This is a genomic window from Thiomicrorhabdus cannonii, assembly GCF_013391695.1.
GTDB lineage: Bacteria > Pseudomonadota > Gammaproteobacteria > Thiomicrospirales > Thiomicrospiraceae > Thiomicrorhabdus > Thiomicrorhabdus cannonii.
Genome location: NZ_JACBGH010000001.1, coordinates 515,633 through 533,440, shown reverse-complemented (window position 1 = coordinate 533,440; position 17,808 = coordinate 515,633). Strand labels below are relative to the sequence as shown.

Here is a 17,808-nt window from a genome sequence, read left to right as displayed (position 1 = left end):
GTATCTCGCTTATTGGGCTTTATTGGGCGTTGTTATAGGCGACAATAAAGGCTTCCGCCGCCTCGGCATCCAGAGGGCGCGAAACAAAGTAGCCTTGCACTTCGTGGCAGCCGAGTTCCTTTAACAAAGCCATCTCCTCGGCCTGTTCAACGCCTTCGGCAATGACACGCATGCCCATGCTTTCGGCAATCCCCAGAATGGCGCGCACGATCGCCTGGTCGGACGGATTGACAAGGATGTTCTTGATGAAAGCGCGGTCGATCTTGATGAGATCGACCGGGAACTTCTGCAGGTATTCCAACGAGGAGTAGCCGGTGCCGAAATCGTCAATCGCCAGCGAGGCGCCGGTGCTCTTGAGCTGGTTGAGGGTGCTCAATGCCGATTCCGGGTTTTGCATGGCGATGCTTTCGGTAATTTCCAAATCCAGGCAGCTGGGCGGCAGCTCGTGCTTGAGAATGATGTTGTGCAGGGTCTGCGCCAGATTGTTTTTGGTGAACTGTTGCGCCGAGAGATTCGCGCCGACGCGGATATTGAGCCCTTTGTCATGCCACTCCTTGGCCTGGCGCACCGCTTCTTCGGCGATCCAGTCGCCGATCTCATGTACCAGTTCGAGCTCCTCGACAATCGGAATGAAGCGGTCCGGCGGCACCATGCCCATTTCCGGGTGCAGCCAGCGGATCAGCGCCTCCACGCCGATGATGCGATTGCTTTGCACATCGACCTGCGGTTGATAGAACAGACGGAACTGGTTGAGTCCCAAGGCCTTGCGCAATTCGCTTTCCAGATAGAGGCGCTGCGAGTTGTCCTGCTGCTGTTCGGGATCGAAGAACACAAAACGGATCCCGCCGATTTTTTTGGCGTTGAGGCGGGCCTTGACGGCGGCATTGAGCAGATCGGCTACGCTTTGACCGTCCTGCGGGGCCAGCGCAATGCCGGCACTGGTTTCAATGTGGATCTGCTGGTCGCCCAGACGGAAGGGCTGCGCCAGCGCCGCTTGAACCTGGGTAATGATCTGGCTGATCTGGGTGCTGTCGTTTTGTTGCGGGATGAGGATGCTGAATTCGTCGGTGCCCATGCGCGCCGCCAAACCTTGCCCCTCAAGCGCGCCGCTGATGCGCGAAGCGCTCATCTGCAACAGCTTGTCGCCCTCCTTGTGGCCGAGCGTATCGTTAATCAGGCTGAAGCGGTCGATATCCAGCGAGATGACCGCAAAGGCTTCGTTGCGTGCCAGCACATCTTCCAGCTGTTCGGTAAACATGCGGCGGTTGGCAAGGTTGGTGAGCGCGTCGTGGTAGTGCTGGAACTCGAGTTTACGTTTGGTTTCATAAACGTCGGTAATGTCCTGAATAACGCCGAAAACGGTCTCTTTGCCATCGCGTTCGGCGATAACGCGCAACATAAAGGCGTTTTTACCGACCATGAAGGGGTGCTGGAAAACGGCCCGCGCTTGTTTGCCGCTATAGACCTCATTGAGGATGGCGGTAATGCGTGCATGTTCGTGTTGCGGAATAAACCCCAGGTAATTGCTTAGATGCCCCTCCTGCGGGCTGGGCGGGAGTCCGAACATTTTGAGCAGTTCGCTGGACCAGTAGAGGCGATCATCATCAACCTGCCACTCCCAGAAGCCGAGGCGGGCGATCTCTTGCGCCTGATGCTGTCTGAGCTGCGCACGATTCAGGGCCTGCGCGGTTGCAAAGGTACGCAAAGCATAGCGCACCCGTCTGATCAACAACGGCCAGTTTATCGGTTTGGTGATAAAGTCGGTCGCTCCGGCGGCAAAGGCGCTGTCGATGGCTTCAACATCATCCAGTCCGGTCAGCATCAAAACCGGGGTAGCGGCCTGTCCGGGCAGTTGGCGAATGGCCTGGCAGGTTTCATAGCCGTCCATAATCGGCATGACAACGTCAAGCAGCACCAGGTCGGGCTTAAAGCGTTTAAAGCAGTCCAAGCCGGCTTCGCCATTGGCTGCCTGTTCAACCGCATAGCCGGATTTTTGCAGGATTTTGACCAGCGTCAGGCGCGTGCTCATATCATCGTCAACCACCAGGATTCTGATGGGATGCGCCGTCGGTTGATCGGTGTCCATTGGCAGGTTGGGCTGGTTCATAACCATGCAGGTGTCCTTGTTTTCTCAACACTCATAGATAAGGCTCTAAGGCGCGCGTGAGGTTCTTGATGGCGTGCTCCAATTTGCCGAGTTCCGCCTGTACCTGAGGCAGCTGGTTCTGTTTGGCCAGCGCCTCAAGCTGTTTGCTGATTTCCGAAACCTGTAGCCCGCCGACATTGGCGGCGCTGCTCTTGAGTGTATGCGCGGCGCGATAAACCTGTTGCACATCGGCTTTGTGCAGACCCATTTGAATGTCATTCATAATGGTCGGCAGCTGCTCCATAAACGGCTCCAATATGACACTTAAGTCACCGTCCAGCAACTCTTTAAGGCCGTCTAGTACTGTCGTATCGAGTGTTGCAGGGCTGTTCATCTCTTCCTCCGTGGGTGCCTGTGTGGTGTCGGTTGTGGCGGTTTGCGGTGTGATATGGGTCATCAGTGTATTAATCAGGGCATCGCGGGTGAAAGGTTTGCCCAGATGACCGTCCATGCCGGCCTTCATACAGTGATCGATTTCGTTGGGGGTCACAAACGCGGTCAGGGCGATAATCGGGGTGCGGCGGTGCCGGGTTTGTTGTTCAAATTTACGAATTTCGCGTGTGGCTTTGGAACCGTCCATAATCGGCATCTGGCAATCCATCAGGATCAGGTCGTAATCGCTGTTCTCGTAGGCCTCAACCGCCTGCAGGCCGTTTTCGGCATAGTCTACCTTGAGCCCTAATTTGGTGAGATTGGCAATGGCGACCTTGCGGTTGACCTCGTTGTCCTCGGCCAGCAGGACGCGTTTGTTTTGCAGAACCGACAGGTCGGCCTCTTTGGCTTGCTGGGAAGGCGCTTTGACCATTTGCTTGGAGGTCGTCAGAATCCGTGCCAGACCGTCATGCAGTTCCAGCATGCCGATGGGTTTGGGGATAAGCAGGTCAAAATGCGCTTCCATCGCATCCACGCGCAAGGTGCGGCCGGCATAGGAGGTCAACAGCACCATTTTGAGTGAGTCCAAAGCGGGGATTTTGCGGATTTCACGCGCCAGCTGCAGCCCGTCGATGCCCGGCATCATCATATCGCTCAATAACAGGTCGTAAGCGCGACCTTTGTGTTCGGCTTGCTTCAATTCTTCCAATGCGGTCAGTCCATTGTCGACACTGCGATGGTAGATTTTCCACATGTCGCAGTAACGTTCCAGTATGAGGCGGTTGGTCGCATTGTCATCGACAATCAGGGCTCGCAGTCCCGACAGTTCGGGGTTGTGATTGAATGCGCTATGCACCTCCTGCGGAGGGCTTAAGCGGATGGTGAACCAGAAAGTGCTGCCTTCACCGGGAACCGATTCAACCCCGATTTCGCCGCCCATGGTTTCGACGATCTGTTTGCTCAGGGTCAGGCCCAGTCCCGTGCCGCCGTATTTGCGTGTGGTGGAGCCGTCCGCCTGGCTGAAGGCTTCAAAAATACGTTGCTGCGCACTTTCGGAAATGCCGATGCCGCTGTCTTTGACGGCAATCTGCAACAGGCAACCGTCCTCTTGCGAAAGGGTTTTAACGCGGACGCTGACTTCACCCTCTTCGGTGAATTTAATGGCGTTGCCGAGCAGGTTGGATACAATCTGCCGCAGGCGGGTAGGGTCGCCGTTGAGGTAGTCAGGGACGTGTTCGTCCACTAATAGGGCCAACTCCAGCGATTTGCTCTGTGCCTGTGCCGCAAACAATTTAACGATATCCTCGAGCACCTGGCGCGGGGCAAAATCCAGGGTTTCCAGCTCGATTTTGCCGGCTTCGATTTTGGCCAGATCGAGAATGCTGTTGAGCAGCGCCAGCAGGGTTCCCCCCGAACTATGTGCAATGCGCAGCAGTTCGCGCTGCTCTTCGGTCAGGTCGGTTTCCAGTGCCAGTTCGAGCATGCCGAGCACGCCATTCATCGGTGTGCGGATTTCATGGCTCATATTGGCCAGGAATTCGGATTTGGCCTGGGCGCTTTCCAGTGCTTCGATGCGCGCCAGTTGCAGGTCTTCTTCGTAGCGTTTGCGCTCGGTAAAGTCGCTGAAGGTGGCGACATAGTGCGATATTTTGTGGTGGTCGTCGTAGACGGCACTGATGGTCTGCATTTGCGGGTAGATCTCACCGTTTTTGCGGCGATCCCAGATTTCACCTTCCCAGTGGCCTTTTTGGGTGATGTCATCCCACATTTGTTTGTAGAACTCTCTGCTATGCTGTCCGGACTTTAACACGCGGATATTTTGGCCGATGACCTCTTCTTTGCCGAAGCCGGTAATGGCTGTAAAAGCCTGGTTGACGGTCAAAATGGTCAGATTGATGTCGGTAATCACAATCCCGGAGAGACTGTTTTCAAAGACGTTGGCCGCCAGTTTGAGTTCCTGTTCGTCCGCTTTGCGCTGGGTGATGTCGCGGAAAATGGTGACGGAACCACGTTCGCCGCCGTTCACTTGAAATGCGGCACTGGTGACCTGTACCGGTATCAGTTGGTCATTGCGGGTGCGGAAAAACTCGTTTTCACTATGGTACACCCGGCCTTGCTGGGTTTGTACGCGGATGGGGCACTCCTCCTTGGTCACAGCATGGCCGTCGGCACTATAGTGCACATGAATCAGGTCGTGAGCGATTTTGCCGAGCGCTTCGCCGGGTTTTAGCTGCAGCATTTGCTCGGCCGCCGCGTTGATAAAGGTAATGTAACCGTCCGCATCCTGCACAAACATCCCTTCCGCCATGGTTTGGGTGATGGCTTTGAGTTTTTGACGCTCTTCGGAGATGAGCTGTTCATTATCGCGCTTTTTATAAAATGCCAGCATCAGAATGCCGATCAGCGCGACGAGGATGATTTGGATGATATTGCCAACCAGCTCAAAGGCGTCCGCTTCGGGGGCGGCCGTGTAGGCGATGATGTAGGCTTCGACTTTTTTACTGACGTTTTCAACCGGCAAAAACAGGACTGAATAGGTTTTGCCGTCTATTTTGTCGTTGATGCCAAAGCTTTCGCTTCGCAGCATTTTACTGCGAATTTGGGCGCTTTGGGAGAGCAGCACCTTTTCGAGTTTTTGCTGAATTTCGGGTACCGGTGCGGGGTTGCCCAGTTTGGCGCCGACGTCTTCAATCACAAAATCACTATTGAGTGAAAAGTCCTTATAGATGGAGCGCTCGCTGGGATAGAGTTTTGAGAAAGTGGACTGCTTGTGCAGCACGAAAATAAAGTGCTCTTCCTTAACGAGTTCGTTGAGGTTTTTCTCGATGGTGTGAAAACCGACGCTGGTTTCAACGCTGCCTAGATGTTTCTCGTTGAGAAATAATGGATAGACAAAACGAAAGCCATGAAACAGGCGGCCCGATTCAAATCCCATGACGGGACGATGCTCTGTATTGGCAAGCCTAACAGAGTCCCTGGCTTCGAAAAGCGGGTCGCCGAACTTGGTCGGGCTGTGAAAGCGCAGATAACTGATTCCTTCGGCGGTGTGGAAGTGCAGCTGGCGGATGCCTTTTTGGGAAAGACGTTCGTAAGAGGGATAGAGCGCGCGCAGCAGCAAGCCCCGGGCAATATCCTGTTCTTCGCCGTAGCAGGAAAGCCCGTCGGCAAACAGCGCAAGAATATCCGGCTTGTTGAGGGTCTCTTCAAAGAGCGTTTCGGTGGATTGGTAGAGGCCTTTGATGACGGCGTGATAGGCCACGTCCTGCTGCTTCAATTTGGACTCCAACTGCTCTTCCAGTTCGTGTCCGACAAAAAAGTTGACCGCAAAAATGGCCGTGCCCGACAACACCACAAATACAAGCAGGGTTAGACGGAATAAACGGCGTTTAAACAGGCTTACAGGAGCTTTATCTTGGTAGCTTGGCATTTTTCTCTTACGCTGTCGTAGTCGCTGTCTTGTGCTGGGATGGCCCCGTTTTTGATTTTAGGCCCCCAGCTTTTGGTGATTTCCTTGGCTTGCGGATTCGATTGCGGATTCATCCGCAGGATCAGGTCGCGGATTTTTTGCAGTGTCGCCTCGTCGAGCGTTTTACTGTTGCCCACTAACAGGAAACCAGGCATGGGACCGGTCTCTTCTATAATGCGCAGGCCGAGATGCTGGTATTTTTTGGCGATTTGGGTTTTCAAGCCGCCTATCCGGTACTCTCCCAAAATGACTTTTAAGGCCACCTTGTCGTGACTGTCCACATAGTCGTAGCTGAAACTGGGGGATTCCAAAGATTGATGATGGTTCTGCAGCAGGCTTTCCACCGACAGGTAACCGCAGGTTGACAGCGCTTGGGTGAGGGCAACCTTTTTGGTTGCGGGGGCGTTTAAATCGAGCGGGTCTCCGGCAAATTTAACCAGCGCGCAGGTATAGCTGGTCTGCGCGTTTTCGTCGAGGAATTCAACAATGGGCTTGGTTGCGTCATATTTGCTTTTTAACGCCACGTAGGGCAGCGGCCCGAGATAAGCGATATCGATTTTGCCTGCCATAAAGCCTTCGAGCAGCGCCTCATAGGATTTGTGGTAGACCATTTCAAAAGGACGTTGCATGCCTTTTTCCAGATAGTCCATAAACGGCAGGTATTCCCGCGTCATGGTTTCCAGGCTTTCCATCGGCAAGGGGGCAAAACGGATTTTGTCTTCGGCCTGACTTGGAGCAAGTTGAGCCAGCAGCAAAAACGTAAGGATTAAACGGCGTAAAATCATGTAACTCGACAAGTCCCGTTGCAGCATTTCAGGTGGTATCCGCACGATGGCTGTTCGGCGAATAGCTGTCTATTTATATGGCAGGTTTGCAGCTTAAACTATAGCATGATTTCGGCGTTGAGTCGGCGCACTTTTGCCTGATTCATGTCAAATCCGCTGCGGTATTTTCAGATAAGCGGACGATGCCGACAATTTATCCGACTTTTGATTGTTTCTAAAGGGAAATTCGGCGAAAATATTCCCCCATTTTAAACGCGTTCATAGAGTGTGTCTGCCAGTCCCGTTAGGCGGTGGCGCACGTTACCAAGAAGATTAAGTTTCATGTCTCATTCAGTCAACCTTTTGGAAGTGGCCAAGCGTCGCACCTTTGCCATTATTTCGCACCCGGATGCCGGTAAAACCACGGTCACCGAAAAACTGCTGCTGTACGGCGGTGCCATTCAGCTGGCCGGCGCGGTGAAAAGCCGCAAGACCGATCGCGGCGCAACCTCCGACTGGATGAAGATGGAGCAGGAGCGCGGTATCTCGGTCGCCTCGTCGGTGATGCAGTTCCCTTACAAAGACGTGATGATGAACCTGCTGGATACGCCGGGTCACGAGGATTTCTCGGAAGACACCTACCGCGTATTGACGGCGGTGGATTCGGCGTTGATGGTCATCGACGTCGCCAAAGGGGTCGAGGAGCGTACTATCAAGCTGATGGAAGTGTGCCGTCTGCGTACCACGCCGATTTTGACCTTTATCAACAAACTCGACCGCGAAGGCAAGGAGCCGATCGACTTGCTGGATGAAGTTGAAGACGTGTTGAAAATCGCCTGTGCGCCGATGACCTGGCCGATCGGCATGGGCAAGCGTTTCAAAGGGATTTACCATCTTTACAACGATACGGTGCGTCTGTTCGAGAAGGCGGACGGGCAGCGTGCGTCGGAAGGCGAGTTGATTGCCGGTCTGGACAATCCGCGTTTGGACGAGCTGTTAGGCGCTCAGGCGGAAGAGCTGCGTGAAGAGATCGAGTTGGTGCGCGGCGCGAGCCACGAGTTTGACTTGGACGCTTTCCTGAAAGGCGAGATTACGCCGGTGTTTTTCGGCTCGGCGGTCAACAACTTTGGTTTGCAGGAACTGCTGGACGGCTTTGCGCTTTATGCGCCGCCGCCGCACGGCCGCGAAACCGAAAGCCGTTTTGTCGAGGCCAATGAAGACAAGATGACGGGGTTTGTGTTTAAAATCCAGGCGAATATGGACCCGGCGCACCGCGACCGCGTGGCCTTTATGCGCATCGTGTCCGGTAAGTATGAAGCGGGCATGAAACTCAAGCAGGTGCGTACCGGCAAAGAGGTCAAGATTTCCAAGGCAATCACGTTTTTGGCCAACAAGCGCGAGCATGCCGAAGAGGCGTTTGCCGGCGATATTATCGGTCTGCATAACCACGGCACGATCAAAATCGGCGATACCTTTACGCAAGGCGAGGACTTGAAATTCACCGGTATCCCCAACTTCGCGCCGGAGCTGTTCCGTCGTGCGCAGTTGAAAGACCCGATGAAGATGAAAGCCTTGCAGAAAGGGCTGACGCAGCTTTCGGAAGAGGGGGCGACCCAGTTGTTCCGCCCGATCAACAACAATGATCTGATTCTGGGCGCGGTCGGTATCCTGCAATTCGAAGTGGTGGCGCAGCGCCTCAAAGACGAATACAACGTCAGCTGTATTTTCGAGCCGGTGAATGTCACCACGGCACGCTGGGTGATTGGCGAGCCGGCAGAGATCGACAAGTTCCTCAACAAGGTGCATGAAAACGTCGCGTACGATGCCGCCGACCAGCTGGTGTATATTGCGCCGACTCGCGTGAATCTGTCGTTGACCGAGGAGCGCTGGCCGAACCTGAAGTTTGTGGCGACGCGCGAACACTGATCCTGCGCGGTTTCCTTTTAGCAAAAAGCCCGACACATCATGTTCGGGCTTTTTGTTTTTTGACGCTTTAAAAACTCAACAGGCCGGGTAGGATTGCCACACCCGGCCTGTTGAGTTTATTTTTGCTGATTTGCGTGCGGATTATTGCACTTCGCTAATCAGGAAGGTCACGCGGCGGTTCTGGCGTTTGCCTTCCGCGGTATCGTTGGAGGCGATGGGGCGGTCTTCACCGTAACCGTAGGTTTTAATGCGGTAGTTGGCGATGCCGTTGTTCATCAGGTGCAAAGCCACCGTTTTGGCGCGGTTTTCAGAGAGCTGCTGGTTAAACGCGGTGGAACCGTCGGAGTCGGTATGGCCTTCCACATGCACCACCGTGTTGGGGTGATTCTGCAAGGCGTTGATGACCGGCTGCAGGCGCGACAGCTCATAAGGATCCAGTTCGGCCGAACCGGAGCGGAAGTTAACGTTCTGCACATTCACCTGAATGTATTCCTGGCCGCCGATATTAACCGCTTCTACGGTGGTATTCGGATCGCTGGCGGTTTCCTTGTTAACTTCATCGTAGACGGCGCGCGCGGTCAAGCCGGTAATGGCGCCGACGGCGACTTTGCCGACATTGTTGTCAACGCCCAATGCGTTGGCGGCCAGTATGCCGCCGATCGCGGCGGCGGCGGTCACGATATTTTTCTCCTGCTCGCGTTCCGCGCCGGTTTTGGGGGTGCTGCTACAGCCCGCGAGTACGCCCAGCGCGGTGGTGGCGATAAGGGCGTTTATCAGTTTCTTATTCATGTGGCGCTCTCCATATTGAGGTTCTGGCGTTGAGGCAGTTTGCCTGCGTTATAGGTTTAACTATAAGCCTTTGTCGCGCAGATGCAAGTGCGCCGTAGCCGGATTCACACTGTTTGCATAGTTTATCGTTGGGGTGCGCAGAGCTGTGGAAGCCGGCCTGTTGGGTTTATTATCTGAATTCAGTAGCCGATGTTTGCAGGTGTTTGAGGTTAAAGCAGTACCACCGTTGCCAGCCCCAAAAACACGAAGAAGCCTAGCGAGTCGGTGACGGTGGTCAGCATCAGGCCGGAGGCCAATGCCGGGTCAATGCGCATGCGCTGCAGCACCAGCGGGATGGAGGCGCCGGCCAGGGCCGCCGCAATCAGGTTGATCAGCATCGCCGTGGCAAAGATCAGGCTTAACGCCATGTCCTGAAACCACAGCAGCACGGCCATACCGGTCAAAAAGGCCCAGATCATGCCGTTTAGAGCGCCGACGGTAGTTTCCTTGATGAGCAGCGAGCGGCTGTTCTGGCTGCCGAGCTTGCCGGTGGCCAGTGCGCGAATCACGATAGTGGCGGTTTGGGTGCCGGCAATGCCGCCCATGCTGGCAATAATCGGCATAAGCACGGCGAGAGCCACCACTTTTTCAATGGAGGCGTCAAACAGGCCGATGACGATAGAGGCGAAAATCGCGGTGAGCAGGTTGATGCCTAGCCAGAAGGTGCGGCGTTTGGCCGAGCGTGTGGCGGGCGCAAAAATATCTTCGTCTTCGTGCAGACCGGCCGAGGCGAGTTGGGCGTGTTCGCCTTCTTCACGGATAATGTCGACGACGTCGTCGATGGTGATACGGCCGAGAATCTTATGGCTGTCGTTGACCACGGCGATGGCGATCAAATCCTGTTTCTCGAAGAGGTGCGCCACTTCCTTTTTGGGGGTGAACGGGCGAATGGTCGGCGTTTCGTGATTCACCAGGTCGGAAACCAGGGTATCGGGGTCATGCGTTAACAGGGCGTCGATTTTGAGCGTGCCCACATAGTTTTCTTCGCGGTCGCGCACAAACAGTGCCACGGTTGAGCGCGGCAGTTCGCCGAGTTTGCGCAGATAGCGCAGCACAACGTCAAGCGTGACATCGGCGCGAACCGCCACAAAGTCGGTACTCATCAAGCCGCCGGCGGTGTCTTCGGGGTAGGAGAGCGCCATTTCAACGGCGGTACGGCTCTCTTCATCCAGCGATTCCAGCAGGGTTTGCTGGTTTTCTTCATCCAACGATTGGGCAATATCGGCGATATCGTCGGTTTCGAGGTATTCGGTGATTTCGGTGATTTCGTGCGGAGCGAGTTGCTCCAAGAGGCTGGAGCGCACTTCGTCGTTGGTGTGCGCCAGTATCTCCCCTTGGATTTCCGCATCGACCTGCTGCCACAGGAAATGACGCCCCTTGGGCGGCATGGATTCGAGCAGTTCGGCAATATCTTCGGCAAATAGCTGGCCGCAAAGCTCGTGGGTTTGCGCTTCGTTCTGTTCTTGTACGGCAGCCAGGAGTTGCGCGGTGAGCTGGGCTTTGTCAATGACAGTTGAGCTTTGAACCATGGCGCCTCCTTTCGTACGGTGAGAGTGATAAACGCTGTTTATTGTAGCAGGCTAATGTGGCGATTAAATGAAAATACGCTGCCGGGCGGGAATATTTAGGTGTTTTTTTGGGGTGAAAGTTTACCCAATAAAAACGCCCGCAGAAGCGGGCGTTGGGTAACTTGCTGGCGCGATGATTATGCCATTAAGCCATGTTTTTTACGCCACCGGATTTTTGCTTGTGGTCGTTGATTTTTTCTTTGTGCTTGATGATCTGACGATCCAGTTTGTCGATCAGGCCGTCAATTGACGCATACATGTCATCAGATTCGTGATGTGCAAACAGATCCGCACCTGAAACGTGAACAGTGGCTTCCGCTTTTTGCAGCTGTTTTTCAACAGTCAAAATAACATGAACGTTGGTAACGTGGTCAAAATGACGCTTCAATTTGCTCATTTTTTCAGTAACGTAATCACGCAGTGGATCTGTGATGTCGATGTGATGACCAGTGATGTTGATTTGCATTTTGTCGCTCCTTTTCTTCTGTTATGCGATCAAGAATTCGGTCTGAAATAGGGGCTTTTTATTCCTTGCGTGCAGCTTTTCCGTTGCATTTTTATGCCGCTATCTCGGCAATTTTAGGATCAAGGCTATTTCAATAAGTCGCCTCCAGTATAACACCAACCCTCGGGGCGACCGCAACAAAATTTGGCGCACCGTCGAGGCAATTGATCGGCATCAAGCGCAAAGCCGAACGACCGGGGCTGGATGGCTTAAATGAAGTCCTCGCCGAGGTAGACGCGTTTGACTTCCGGGTGGTTGAGCACCTCGTCCGGTTTGCCGGAGGCGAGGATGGTGCCGGAGTAGAGAATATAGGCGTGATCGCAGACGCCGAGGGTTTCGCGTACGTTGTGATCGGTGATGAGCACGCCGATGCCTTTTTGCTTGAGGTGCAGAATAATGTGCTGAATGTCTTTGACTGAAATCGGGTCGACACCGGCAAAAGGTTCGTCAAGCAGAATGAATTTGGGTTCCATTGCCAGGGCGCGGGCGATTTCGACACGGCGGCGTTCGCCGCCGGACAGGGCTTGGCCGGGCTGTTCGAGGATATGGCCGATTTGCAGGTCATCGACCAGATGTTCGAACAGGCGGTTGCGCTGGTCTTCCGAAAGTTCGGGGCGCATTTCCAAAATGGCGCGAATGTTTTCGGCCACGGTGAGCTTGCGGAAAACCGAGGCTTCTTGCGGCAGATAGCCGATGCCGCGCTTGGCCCGTTCGTGGATGGGCAACTGGCTGATCTCTTCATTGCCCAGATAAATCTGGCCGCCGTCGTTTTCAATCAGGCCGGTCATCATGTAGAAGGTGGTGGTTTTACCGGCGCCGTTGGGGCCGAGAAGGCCAACGACCTGACCGTCGTAGACGTCCAGATCCACGGAGGTGACCACGGTGCGTTTTTTATAGCTTTTAGCAAGGTTGCGGGCGTAGAAGTGGGACACGATGGTTTCCTGTTACGGTTTTTTGGCGTCTTTTTCCGGCATCAAAGTCACCGAAATACGTTTCTTTTCCTGTGGGGTGCTTTGAGCCTGCAGGGTTTTGTTTTGCAGATCGTAGAACAGTTGTGGGCCGGTAATCAGGTTTTTGCCGGGCTGTTCCACCTTGGCGTCGCCGGTCAGTAGAACGGTTTTGGCGCCGGCCTGATAGTCGATCTGCTTGGCTTCGCCGTTGATCCAGCGCTGCTCGACGGCATCAAAGCGCTTGAATTTGGCCGGGGTGCCGACGACTTTGATGGACTCGACCTGACGCTTGGGGTGGCGGATGGTGATTTTATCGCCAAACAGGGTCAGCGAGCCTTGGGTGACTTCCACATGGCCCGTATAGACGCTGATGCCTTGATTGTCCTGAATGTCGAGCGCGTCCGCGGTGATATGGATAGGTTGTTCTTCATCCGGCGCGGCGGCAGAGGCTGCAGCGGGTAGTGCCAGGAGAGAGCTCATCATAAGCCAGGTGAAAGAGAGGGTGCGTAGCATGAAAGGCCTCGTTACTTATTTGCCGATGTTGCTGTTTGTAGGATTATAGTCGCCGCGGACATTGGATAACAGTTGGATGTGGCGGGTTTTCAAATCGGCCATCAGGCCGGTTCCGCTGGTCACGCCCTGTTGGTGTGTAATGGTTACGTCCTCATCGCTTGACAAAAGCTGTTGGCGGACATCATACGCGATGTGTTCGCTCTTTAGGGTTTTATCGGGGTGGTCTGTTTCAATGTCATTGAAAGGGTGGTTGAACTGGCGGATGTCGACCTGTCCGTTGAGTTCAAAACGGTTGTCGTCGAAACTCTGGCCTTTCACGCTGTGCAGGGTCAGGGTTTGTTGCGGTTCGATGACCGTCACCCTGGGGGAGTCGAAATCGGCCTGCTTGTTGCTGTCCTGATAAAAAACGCTTTTGGATTGGGTGATGGTCAGGCGATGTTCGTTCTGTTTGTCATATTGCCAGGTGGTGCCGTTAAAAAGCTGCCAGCTGTAGCCGCTAGTTTTGAGGCTGGAGTCTTGTATGCCGGCGGGTTGCCGGGTTTGCTCGAAACTGAACCACAGCGCCAGGGCGGCGAGCAGAAGCGCAAATAGTACAAAGCGGCTGTTGAGCATGGCAGGGTGCAAGTCCGGTCAAAATAAAAGCCCATTATAGGGCTTATTTTTTGAATGCAAAAGAGACATCGTTGCAACGGCCGGCAGACCCGGCCTGTTGAGTTTATTTCAGAGGTTTTCGCGCAAATAAAAATCCATGTGTTTCTGCCAGCTGCCTTGTGCTTTCATAATCAGTTCGCACATTTCGCGCACGCAGCCCTGGCCGCCTTTGAAGGCGGAGATGTGGTTGACGCGCTGTTTGACTTCCGGATCGCCGTCGGCCGGCGTGGCGGAGAGACCGACGCGGGCCAGAATCGGCAGGTCGAGAATGTCGTCGCCGATATAGGCGACTTCGGAAAAGTCGATTTGCAGTTCACCCATAAGCTGCAGAAAGGTCGGCAGTTTGTCGGGAACACCTTGGTAGACGTGTTTGACCTTGAGATCGCGCATGCGGTTGCTGACCAGTTGCGATTTTCTGCCGGTGATAATGCCGATATCCACGCCCGACTTCTGCAGCATGACCATGCCGTGGCCGTCGCGGGTGTAGAACGACTTGTGTTCCTGACCGTCATCACTGTAGTAGAGGTAATTGTTGGTCAATACCCCGTCGACATCCAACAGCAGCAATTTGATGTTTTTGGCGCGGTTTACGAGTTCTTCTGAAAACATGCGTGACTCTCCGGTCTGTTAGGCTTGAGTGCGGAAGTAGAGTAGCACAAGATAGGCTGCGAAGGCCCCCAGGAGCAGCAATCCTTTGCCTGTGTGAATCACGGCATCGCCTTTACGGGAAAAGGCAAACAGCAGCATGGCCAGTGTAAAGCCCAGCATTACCGGCAGGTCTTCATACAGCGTAGCCGGTTCGAGCACGGAGGGGGCGAGCAGAGCGGGAACCGACAGAACGGCGAGGATGTTGAACAGGTTGGATCCGACGATGTTGCCGATCATCAAATCCGCTTCGTTCTTGCGGGCGGCGGCAATCGAGGCGGCCAGCTCAGGCAGGCTGGTGCCGATGGCGACAATCGTCAGACCGATAATCACTTCGTCGATTTCCAGAAAGCGGGCGATTTCAACCGCTCCCCATACCATCATTTTGGCGCTGATCATCAGGATGATAAGACCGCCGATCACCATAAAAATCGACTTTTTCAGGGTGAAGTCGGCTTTGGTGGCGAGTTCTTGCGAGGTTTCGCTTGTGAGCGGGTCGGTTGGGTCGGCTTCTTTGTTGACCTTGATCATCCATAACATGACTAGAATCAGGCCGGCAGCCAAAATGGTGCCATCCATCAGGCCCAGGTGGCCGTCTAGCAGTAACAGATAAACCCCAAGGCTGATGGCGAACAGCACGGGCAGTTCGCGGCGGATCAAAGAGGATTTGACGGCGATCGGTGCGATCAAAGCGGTAATCCCCAAAACCAAGCCGATATTGGCGATGTTGGAGCCGACGGCATTGCCGATGGCCAATCCGGGGCTGTTGTCCAGCGAGGCGAGTGTGGAAACCAATATCTCCGGCATGGAGGTACCAAAGCCGAGGACGACAACCCCGATAATCAGGGGGGAGATGGAAAGATGGTTGGCGGTGCTGGCAGAGCCGTCAATAAAAATATCCGAGCTCCAGGCCAGCATGATCAGACCGATGACGAGCGCGATGGAAGGCAGGAGTAAAGTTAAGGTCATGTCACTGCTCTTTATTAAAAAATTCAATCGAGCATTATAACCAATGTGATCTCTAATAATAAAAAAAATTTATGCGCATAAAGAGTCGGTCCGGGTGTATTAAAATCGTCATCTATTTGAGCGATAATAGCTTGATAAACTTGTCTGTGGCGCAGCCCCGGATTTTGATTGGCATTGCGTGCGTGAGGTGATCTTGAATAATTTACAGATTGGGACGGTGGGTTGGTTGCATCCGGATTGGCAGGGTGCATTTTATCCGGCAGATATGCCTGAAGAGTGGCAGTTGGATTATTACAGTAATGCCCTGCATGTCGTTCTGGTGCCGGAGGCGCAGTGGCTGGCGTGGGACGAGGATTTGGCGGCCGAATACGCCGATACGGTGGGAGACTTCTGGTTTTATCTGGCGGTCGACGGAACGTGGGATGAAGCGAAACGTCAGCAGCTGCGCATGATTAAACAGATTTTTGGCGTTTTGTTGGGCGGTGTAGTGGTTTTTTCAGACAGCTGGTTGCCAGATGAAAGCTTGGAAGGCGTGCGCGTCAGTCTGGTTTCGAACAAGCAACAGCTTGCGGGATGGGTGTGGGAAACGGAGGGCAGAGTCTTGTCGGGCGCCCCTTTCGGTTATGTTGAGCAGTTGCCGGCTGACGGCAAATTGCAGGCTACCGTGTTGAAGGAGTTTATGCAGAGCCTGCCGAAGAACTTGCTTGGCGCCCCCTTTTTTATTGGGGGAGAATCCATTAATATGGCCCAAGTTTCAAACTTGAAGATTGTCGGAGAGGTTTCCGGCTACTGAGGTGGCGCGAAATCGCCATTTGAATAAATCTGAATTCAACAGGCCTGGTTTTCAGGCCTGTTTTTTTTCACAAGGCTGATGCCTACGGGTGTATTGTTTGGAGTTTGCATGCAAACCGAGACACTGATTGATATACAGGATTTGAGTTTTTCCCGCGGTTCGCGCAAGATTTTTGATTGCTTGAATCTGGCGATACCCAAAGGCAAGGTCACGGCGATCATGGGGCCGAGCGGCACGGGCAAGACGACACTGTTAAAGTTGATCGCCGGACAGTTGAAGCCGGATGCGGGCCGTATTCTGGTTGAGGGCGAGGATGTGCATCGCCTCAAGCGCGCCAAGCTTTATGCGTTGCGTCAGAAAATGGGGATGCTGTTTCAAAGCGGCGCCTTGTTAACCGATTTGAACGTCTTTGATAATGTGGCCTTTCCACTGCGCGAGCATACGGACTTGCCTGAATCGATTATCTACCCGCTGGTGTTGATGAAGTTGCAGGCCGTAGGGCTGCAGGGCGCGCGTTATCTGATGCCGTCGGAGCTTTCCGGGGGCATGTCGCGGCGTGTAGCATTGGCGCGCGGTATTGCCCTTGATCCGGAAATGATTTTTTATGACGAGCCGTTTGTTGGCCAGGACCCGATTACCATGGGTGTACTGGTGGAACTGATCCGCAAGCTCAATGACAGTTTGGGGTTGACCAGTGTGGTCGTATCGCATGACGTGGATGAGGTGCTCTCGATTGCCGATTATGTGTGTGTGCTTTCCGAGGGGCGCGTGATTGCGCAGGGCACCAAAGATGAGGTGCTTAATAGTCAGTCGGCTTATGTGGAGCAGTTCATCAAAGGGTTGCCGGATGGGCCTGTGCCGTTCCATTACACTGAGGAAACTTACGAGCAGGCGATGCGTGCGGGTGAGGTAAGGTTATGAATTGGATGATGGCTAAATTAGAGGTGTTGGGCGCGCGCGCCTTGGCGCTTTTTGCCGGGTTGGGGCGCATGGCCTTTTTTGTGGCCGGCCTCCTGCCGGCTTTGCCTTATGCCTTTGTACGCTTTGAGCTGCTGGTCAAACAGCTGTATGTGGCGGCAGTATTATCATTGCCGATTATTCTGACCGCCGGTCTGTTTGTGGGCATGGTGTTGAGTTTGCAAGGGTATAATGTACTGGTGGATTACAACTCGGAAGAGGCGGTCGGCACCATGACGGCGCTGTCGTTGTTGCGTGAGTTGGGGCCGGTGGTGGCGGCATTGTTGTTTGCCGGGCGAGCCGGTTCGGCGCTGACGGCGGAGATTGGTCTGATGCGCTCCACCGAGCAGCTTTCCGCCCTGGAAATGATGGCGGTTGATCCGCGCAAGTTTATTTTTGCACCGCGCTTTGTCGCGGCGTTTATCGCTTTGCCGATGTTGTCACTGCTGTTTATCGCTATGGGTATTCTGGGCGGTTATATGGTAGGGGTCGGCTGGCTGGGAATTGACGAAGGGGCGTTCTGGTCGCAAATGCAGGATTCGGTCGATTGGCAGGAAGATGTGATGAATGGCGTGATCAAATCCATCGCGTTTGCCGCCCTGATCGCGGTCATTGCGCTGTTCCAAGGCGAGGACGCGATGCCGACGTCTGAAGGCGTGAGTAATGCGACTACCCGCACGGTGGTGCATTCGTCTTTGGGTGTGTTAGGTTTGGATTTTGTGTTGACCACATTGATGTTTAGTTAAAGAGGAAAT

Annotated in this window: 15 protein-coding genes; 4 read left to right on the top strand and 11 right to left on the bottom strand. The window is 54.1% G+C overall.

Annotated features, from left to right (window positions below):
- Positions 1-19 precede the first annotated feature (19 nt).
- Genes HZ297_RS02580 through HZ297_RS02570 form a run of 3 tightly spaced genes read right to left on the bottom strand, consistent with a single transcriptional unit; the run spans position 20 to position 6,796 of the window.
- Positions 20-2,113: an EAL domain-containing response regulator gene (locus HZ297_RS02580; RefSeq protein WP_178861408.1), complete on the bottom strand. Its 2,094-nt coding sequence runs from the start codon at positions 2,111-2,113 to the stop codon at positions 20-22.
- Between the two features lie 25 nt (positions 2,114-2,138).
- Positions 2,139-5,945, bottom strand: coding sequence for a response regulator (locus HZ297_RS02575; protein ID WP_178861407.1), 3,807 nt, complete (start codon positions 5,943-5,945; stop codon positions 2,139-2,141).
- On the bottom strand, positions 5,915-6,796 hold the full coding sequence (locus HZ297_RS02570) for a PhnD/SsuA/transferrin family substrate-binding protein (protein ID WP_178861406.1): 882 nt from the start codon (positions 6,794-6,796) through the stop codon (positions 5,915-5,917). Before HZ297_RS02570 ends, HZ297_RS02575 begins: the two co-directional genes overlap by 31 nt.
- Before the next feature lie 294 nt (positions 6,797-7,090).
- On the opposite strand from HZ297_RS02570, the gene HZ297_RS02565 reads away from it, so the two are divergent.
- Positions 7,091-8,674, top strand: coding sequence for a peptide chain release factor 3 (locus HZ297_RS02565; protein ID WP_178861405.1), 1,584 nt, complete (start codon positions 7,091-7,093; stop codon positions 8,672-8,674).
- Positions 8,675-8,815: 141 nt separating this feature from the next.
- Here the strand turns inward: HZ297_RS02565 and HZ297_RS02560 are convergent, their stop codons facing one another.
- From HZ297_RS02560 to HZ297_RS02525, 8 genes are all read right to left on the bottom strand, one after another.
- A complete protein-coding gene (locus tag HZ297_RS02560; protein WP_178861404.1) occupies positions 8,816-9,463 on the bottom strand; it encodes an OmpA family protein in 648 nt (215 codons plus the stop codon).
- A 209-nt stretch (positions 9,464-9,672) separates the two neighbouring features.
- On the bottom strand, positions 9,673-11,031 hold the full coding sequence (gene mgtE / locus HZ297_RS02555) for a magnesium transporter (RefSeq protein ID WP_178861403.1): 1,359 nt from the start codon (positions 11,029-11,031) through the stop codon (positions 9,673-9,675).
- A 184-nt stretch (positions 11,032-11,215) separates the two neighbouring features.
- Complete coding sequence (gene hpf, locus HZ297_RS02550; RefSeq protein ID WP_178861402.1) at positions 11,216-11,536, bottom strand: ribosome hibernation-promoting factor, HPF/YfiA family; 321 nt, start codon at positions 11,534-11,536, stop codon at positions 11,216-11,218.
- Between the two features lie 248 nt (positions 11,537-11,784).
- Positions 11,785-12,507 carry an LPS export ABC transporter ATP-binding protein gene (gene lptB / locus HZ297_RS02545; RefSeq protein WP_178861401.1) on the bottom strand — a complete coding sequence of 241 codons (723 nt, stop codon included), beginning with the start codon at positions 12,505-12,507 and terminating at the stop codon, positions 11,785-11,787.
- Positions 12,508-12,519: 12 nt separating this feature from the next.
- Positions 12,520-13,038 carry a lipopolysaccharide transport periplasmic protein LptA gene (lptA, locus tag HZ297_RS02540; RefSeq protein WP_178861400.1) on the bottom strand — a complete coding sequence of 173 codons (519 nt, stop codon included), beginning with the start codon at positions 13,036-13,038 and terminating at the stop codon, positions 12,520-12,522.
- Between the two features lie 15 nt (positions 13,039-13,053).
- On the bottom strand, positions 13,054-13,650 hold the full coding sequence (gene lptC / locus HZ297_RS02535; protein ID WP_178861399.1) for an LPS export ABC transporter periplasmic protein LptC: 597 nt from the start codon (positions 13,648-13,650) through the stop codon (positions 13,054-13,056).
- Positions 13,651-13,758: 108 nt separating this feature from the next.
- A complete protein-coding gene (locus tag HZ297_RS02530; RefSeq protein ID WP_178861398.1) occupies positions 13,759-14,298 on the bottom strand; it encodes a KdsC family phosphatase in 540 nt (179 codons plus the stop codon).
- An 18-nt stretch (positions 14,299-14,316) separates the two neighbouring features.
- Positions 14,317-15,303: a calcium/sodium antiporter gene (locus HZ297_RS02525; RefSeq protein ID WP_178861397.1), complete on the bottom strand. Its 987-nt coding sequence runs from the start codon at positions 15,301-15,303 to the stop codon at positions 14,317-14,319.
- Positions 15,304-15,496: 193 nt separating this feature from the next.
- Here HZ297_RS02525 and HZ297_RS02520 point away from each other — a divergent pair, with 193 nt between their 5' ends.
- The 3 genes from HZ297_RS02520 (at position 15,497) to mlaE (ending at position 17,799) form a co-directional block, all read left to right on the top strand.
- Positions 15,497-16,096, top strand: coding sequence for a DUF72 domain-containing protein (locus HZ297_RS02520; RefSeq protein WP_178861396.1), 600 nt, complete (start codon positions 15,497-15,499; stop codon positions 16,094-16,096).
- Between the two features lie 108 nt (positions 16,097-16,204).
- The gene (locus HZ297_RS02515) at positions 16,205-17,017 is read left to right on the top strand and encodes an ABC transporter ATP-binding protein (RefSeq protein ID WP_178861395.1); all 813 of its coding nucleotides are present in this window, start codon (positions 16,205-16,207) and stop codon (positions 17,015-17,017) included.
- A gap of 5 nt (positions 17,018-17,022) precedes the next feature.
- Positions 17,023-17,799 (top strand): lipid asymmetry maintenance ABC transporter permease subunit MlaE, encoded by a 777-nt coding sequence (mlaE, locus tag HZ297_RS02510; RefSeq protein ID WP_281357386.1) that lies wholly within the window; start codon positions 17,023-17,025, stop codon positions 17,797-17,799.
- Positions 17,800-17,808: the final 9 nt, after the last annotated feature.

Excerpts from the sequence above, each read along its gene's own strand:
- lptC (WP_178861399.1), bottom strand. The coding sequence starts at position 13,650 with ATGCTCAACAGCCGCTTTGTACTATTTGCGCTTCTGCTCGCCGCCCTG.
- hpf (WP_178861402.1), bottom strand. The coding sequence starts at position 11,536 with ATGCAAATCAACATCACTGGTCATCACATCGACATCACAGATCCACTG.
- HZ297_RS02565 (WP_178861405.1), top strand. The coding sequence starts at position 7,091 with ATGTCTCATTCAGTCAACCTTTTGGAAGTGGCCAAGCGTCGCACCTTT.
- HZ297_RS02560 (WP_178861404.1), bottom strand. The coding sequence starts at position 9,463 with ATGAATAAGAAACTGATAAACGCCCTTATCGCCACCACCGCGCTGGGC.
- HZ297_RS02515 (WP_178861395.1), top strand. The coding sequence starts at position 16,205 with ATGCAAACCGAGACACTGATTGATATACAGGATTTGAGTTTTTCCCGC.
- lptA (WP_178861400.1), bottom strand. The coding sequence starts at position 13,038 with ATGCTACGCACCCTCTCTTTCACCTGGCTTATGATGAGCTCTCTCCTG.
- HZ297_RS02530 (WP_178861398.1), bottom strand. The coding sequence starts at position 14,298 with ATGTTTTCAGAAGAACTCGTAAACCGCGCCAAAAACATCAAATTGCTG.
- mlaE (WP_281357386.1), top strand. The coding sequence starts at position 17,023 with ATGATGGCTAAATTAGAGGTGTTGGGCGCGCGCGCCTTGGCGCTTTTT.
- HZ297_RS02575 (WP_178861407.1), bottom strand. The coding sequence starts at position 5,945 with ATGCCAAGCTACCAAGATAAAGCTCCTGTAAGCCTGTTTAAACGCCGT.
- mgtE (WP_178861403.1), bottom strand. The coding sequence starts at position 11,031 with ATGGTTCAAAGCTCAACTGTCATTGACAAAGCCCAGCTCACCGCGCAA.
- HZ297_RS02570 (WP_178861406.1), bottom strand. The coding sequence starts at position 6,796 with ATGCTGCAACGGGACTTGTCGAGTTACATGATTTTACGCCGTTTAATC.
- HZ297_RS02525 (WP_178861397.1), bottom strand. The coding sequence starts at position 15,303 with ATGACCTTAACTTTACTCCTGCCTTCCATCGCGCTCGTCATCGGTCTG.
- HZ297_RS02580 (WP_178861408.1), bottom strand. The coding sequence starts at position 2,113 with ATGGTTATGAACCAGCCCAACCTGCCAATGGACACCGATCAACCGACG.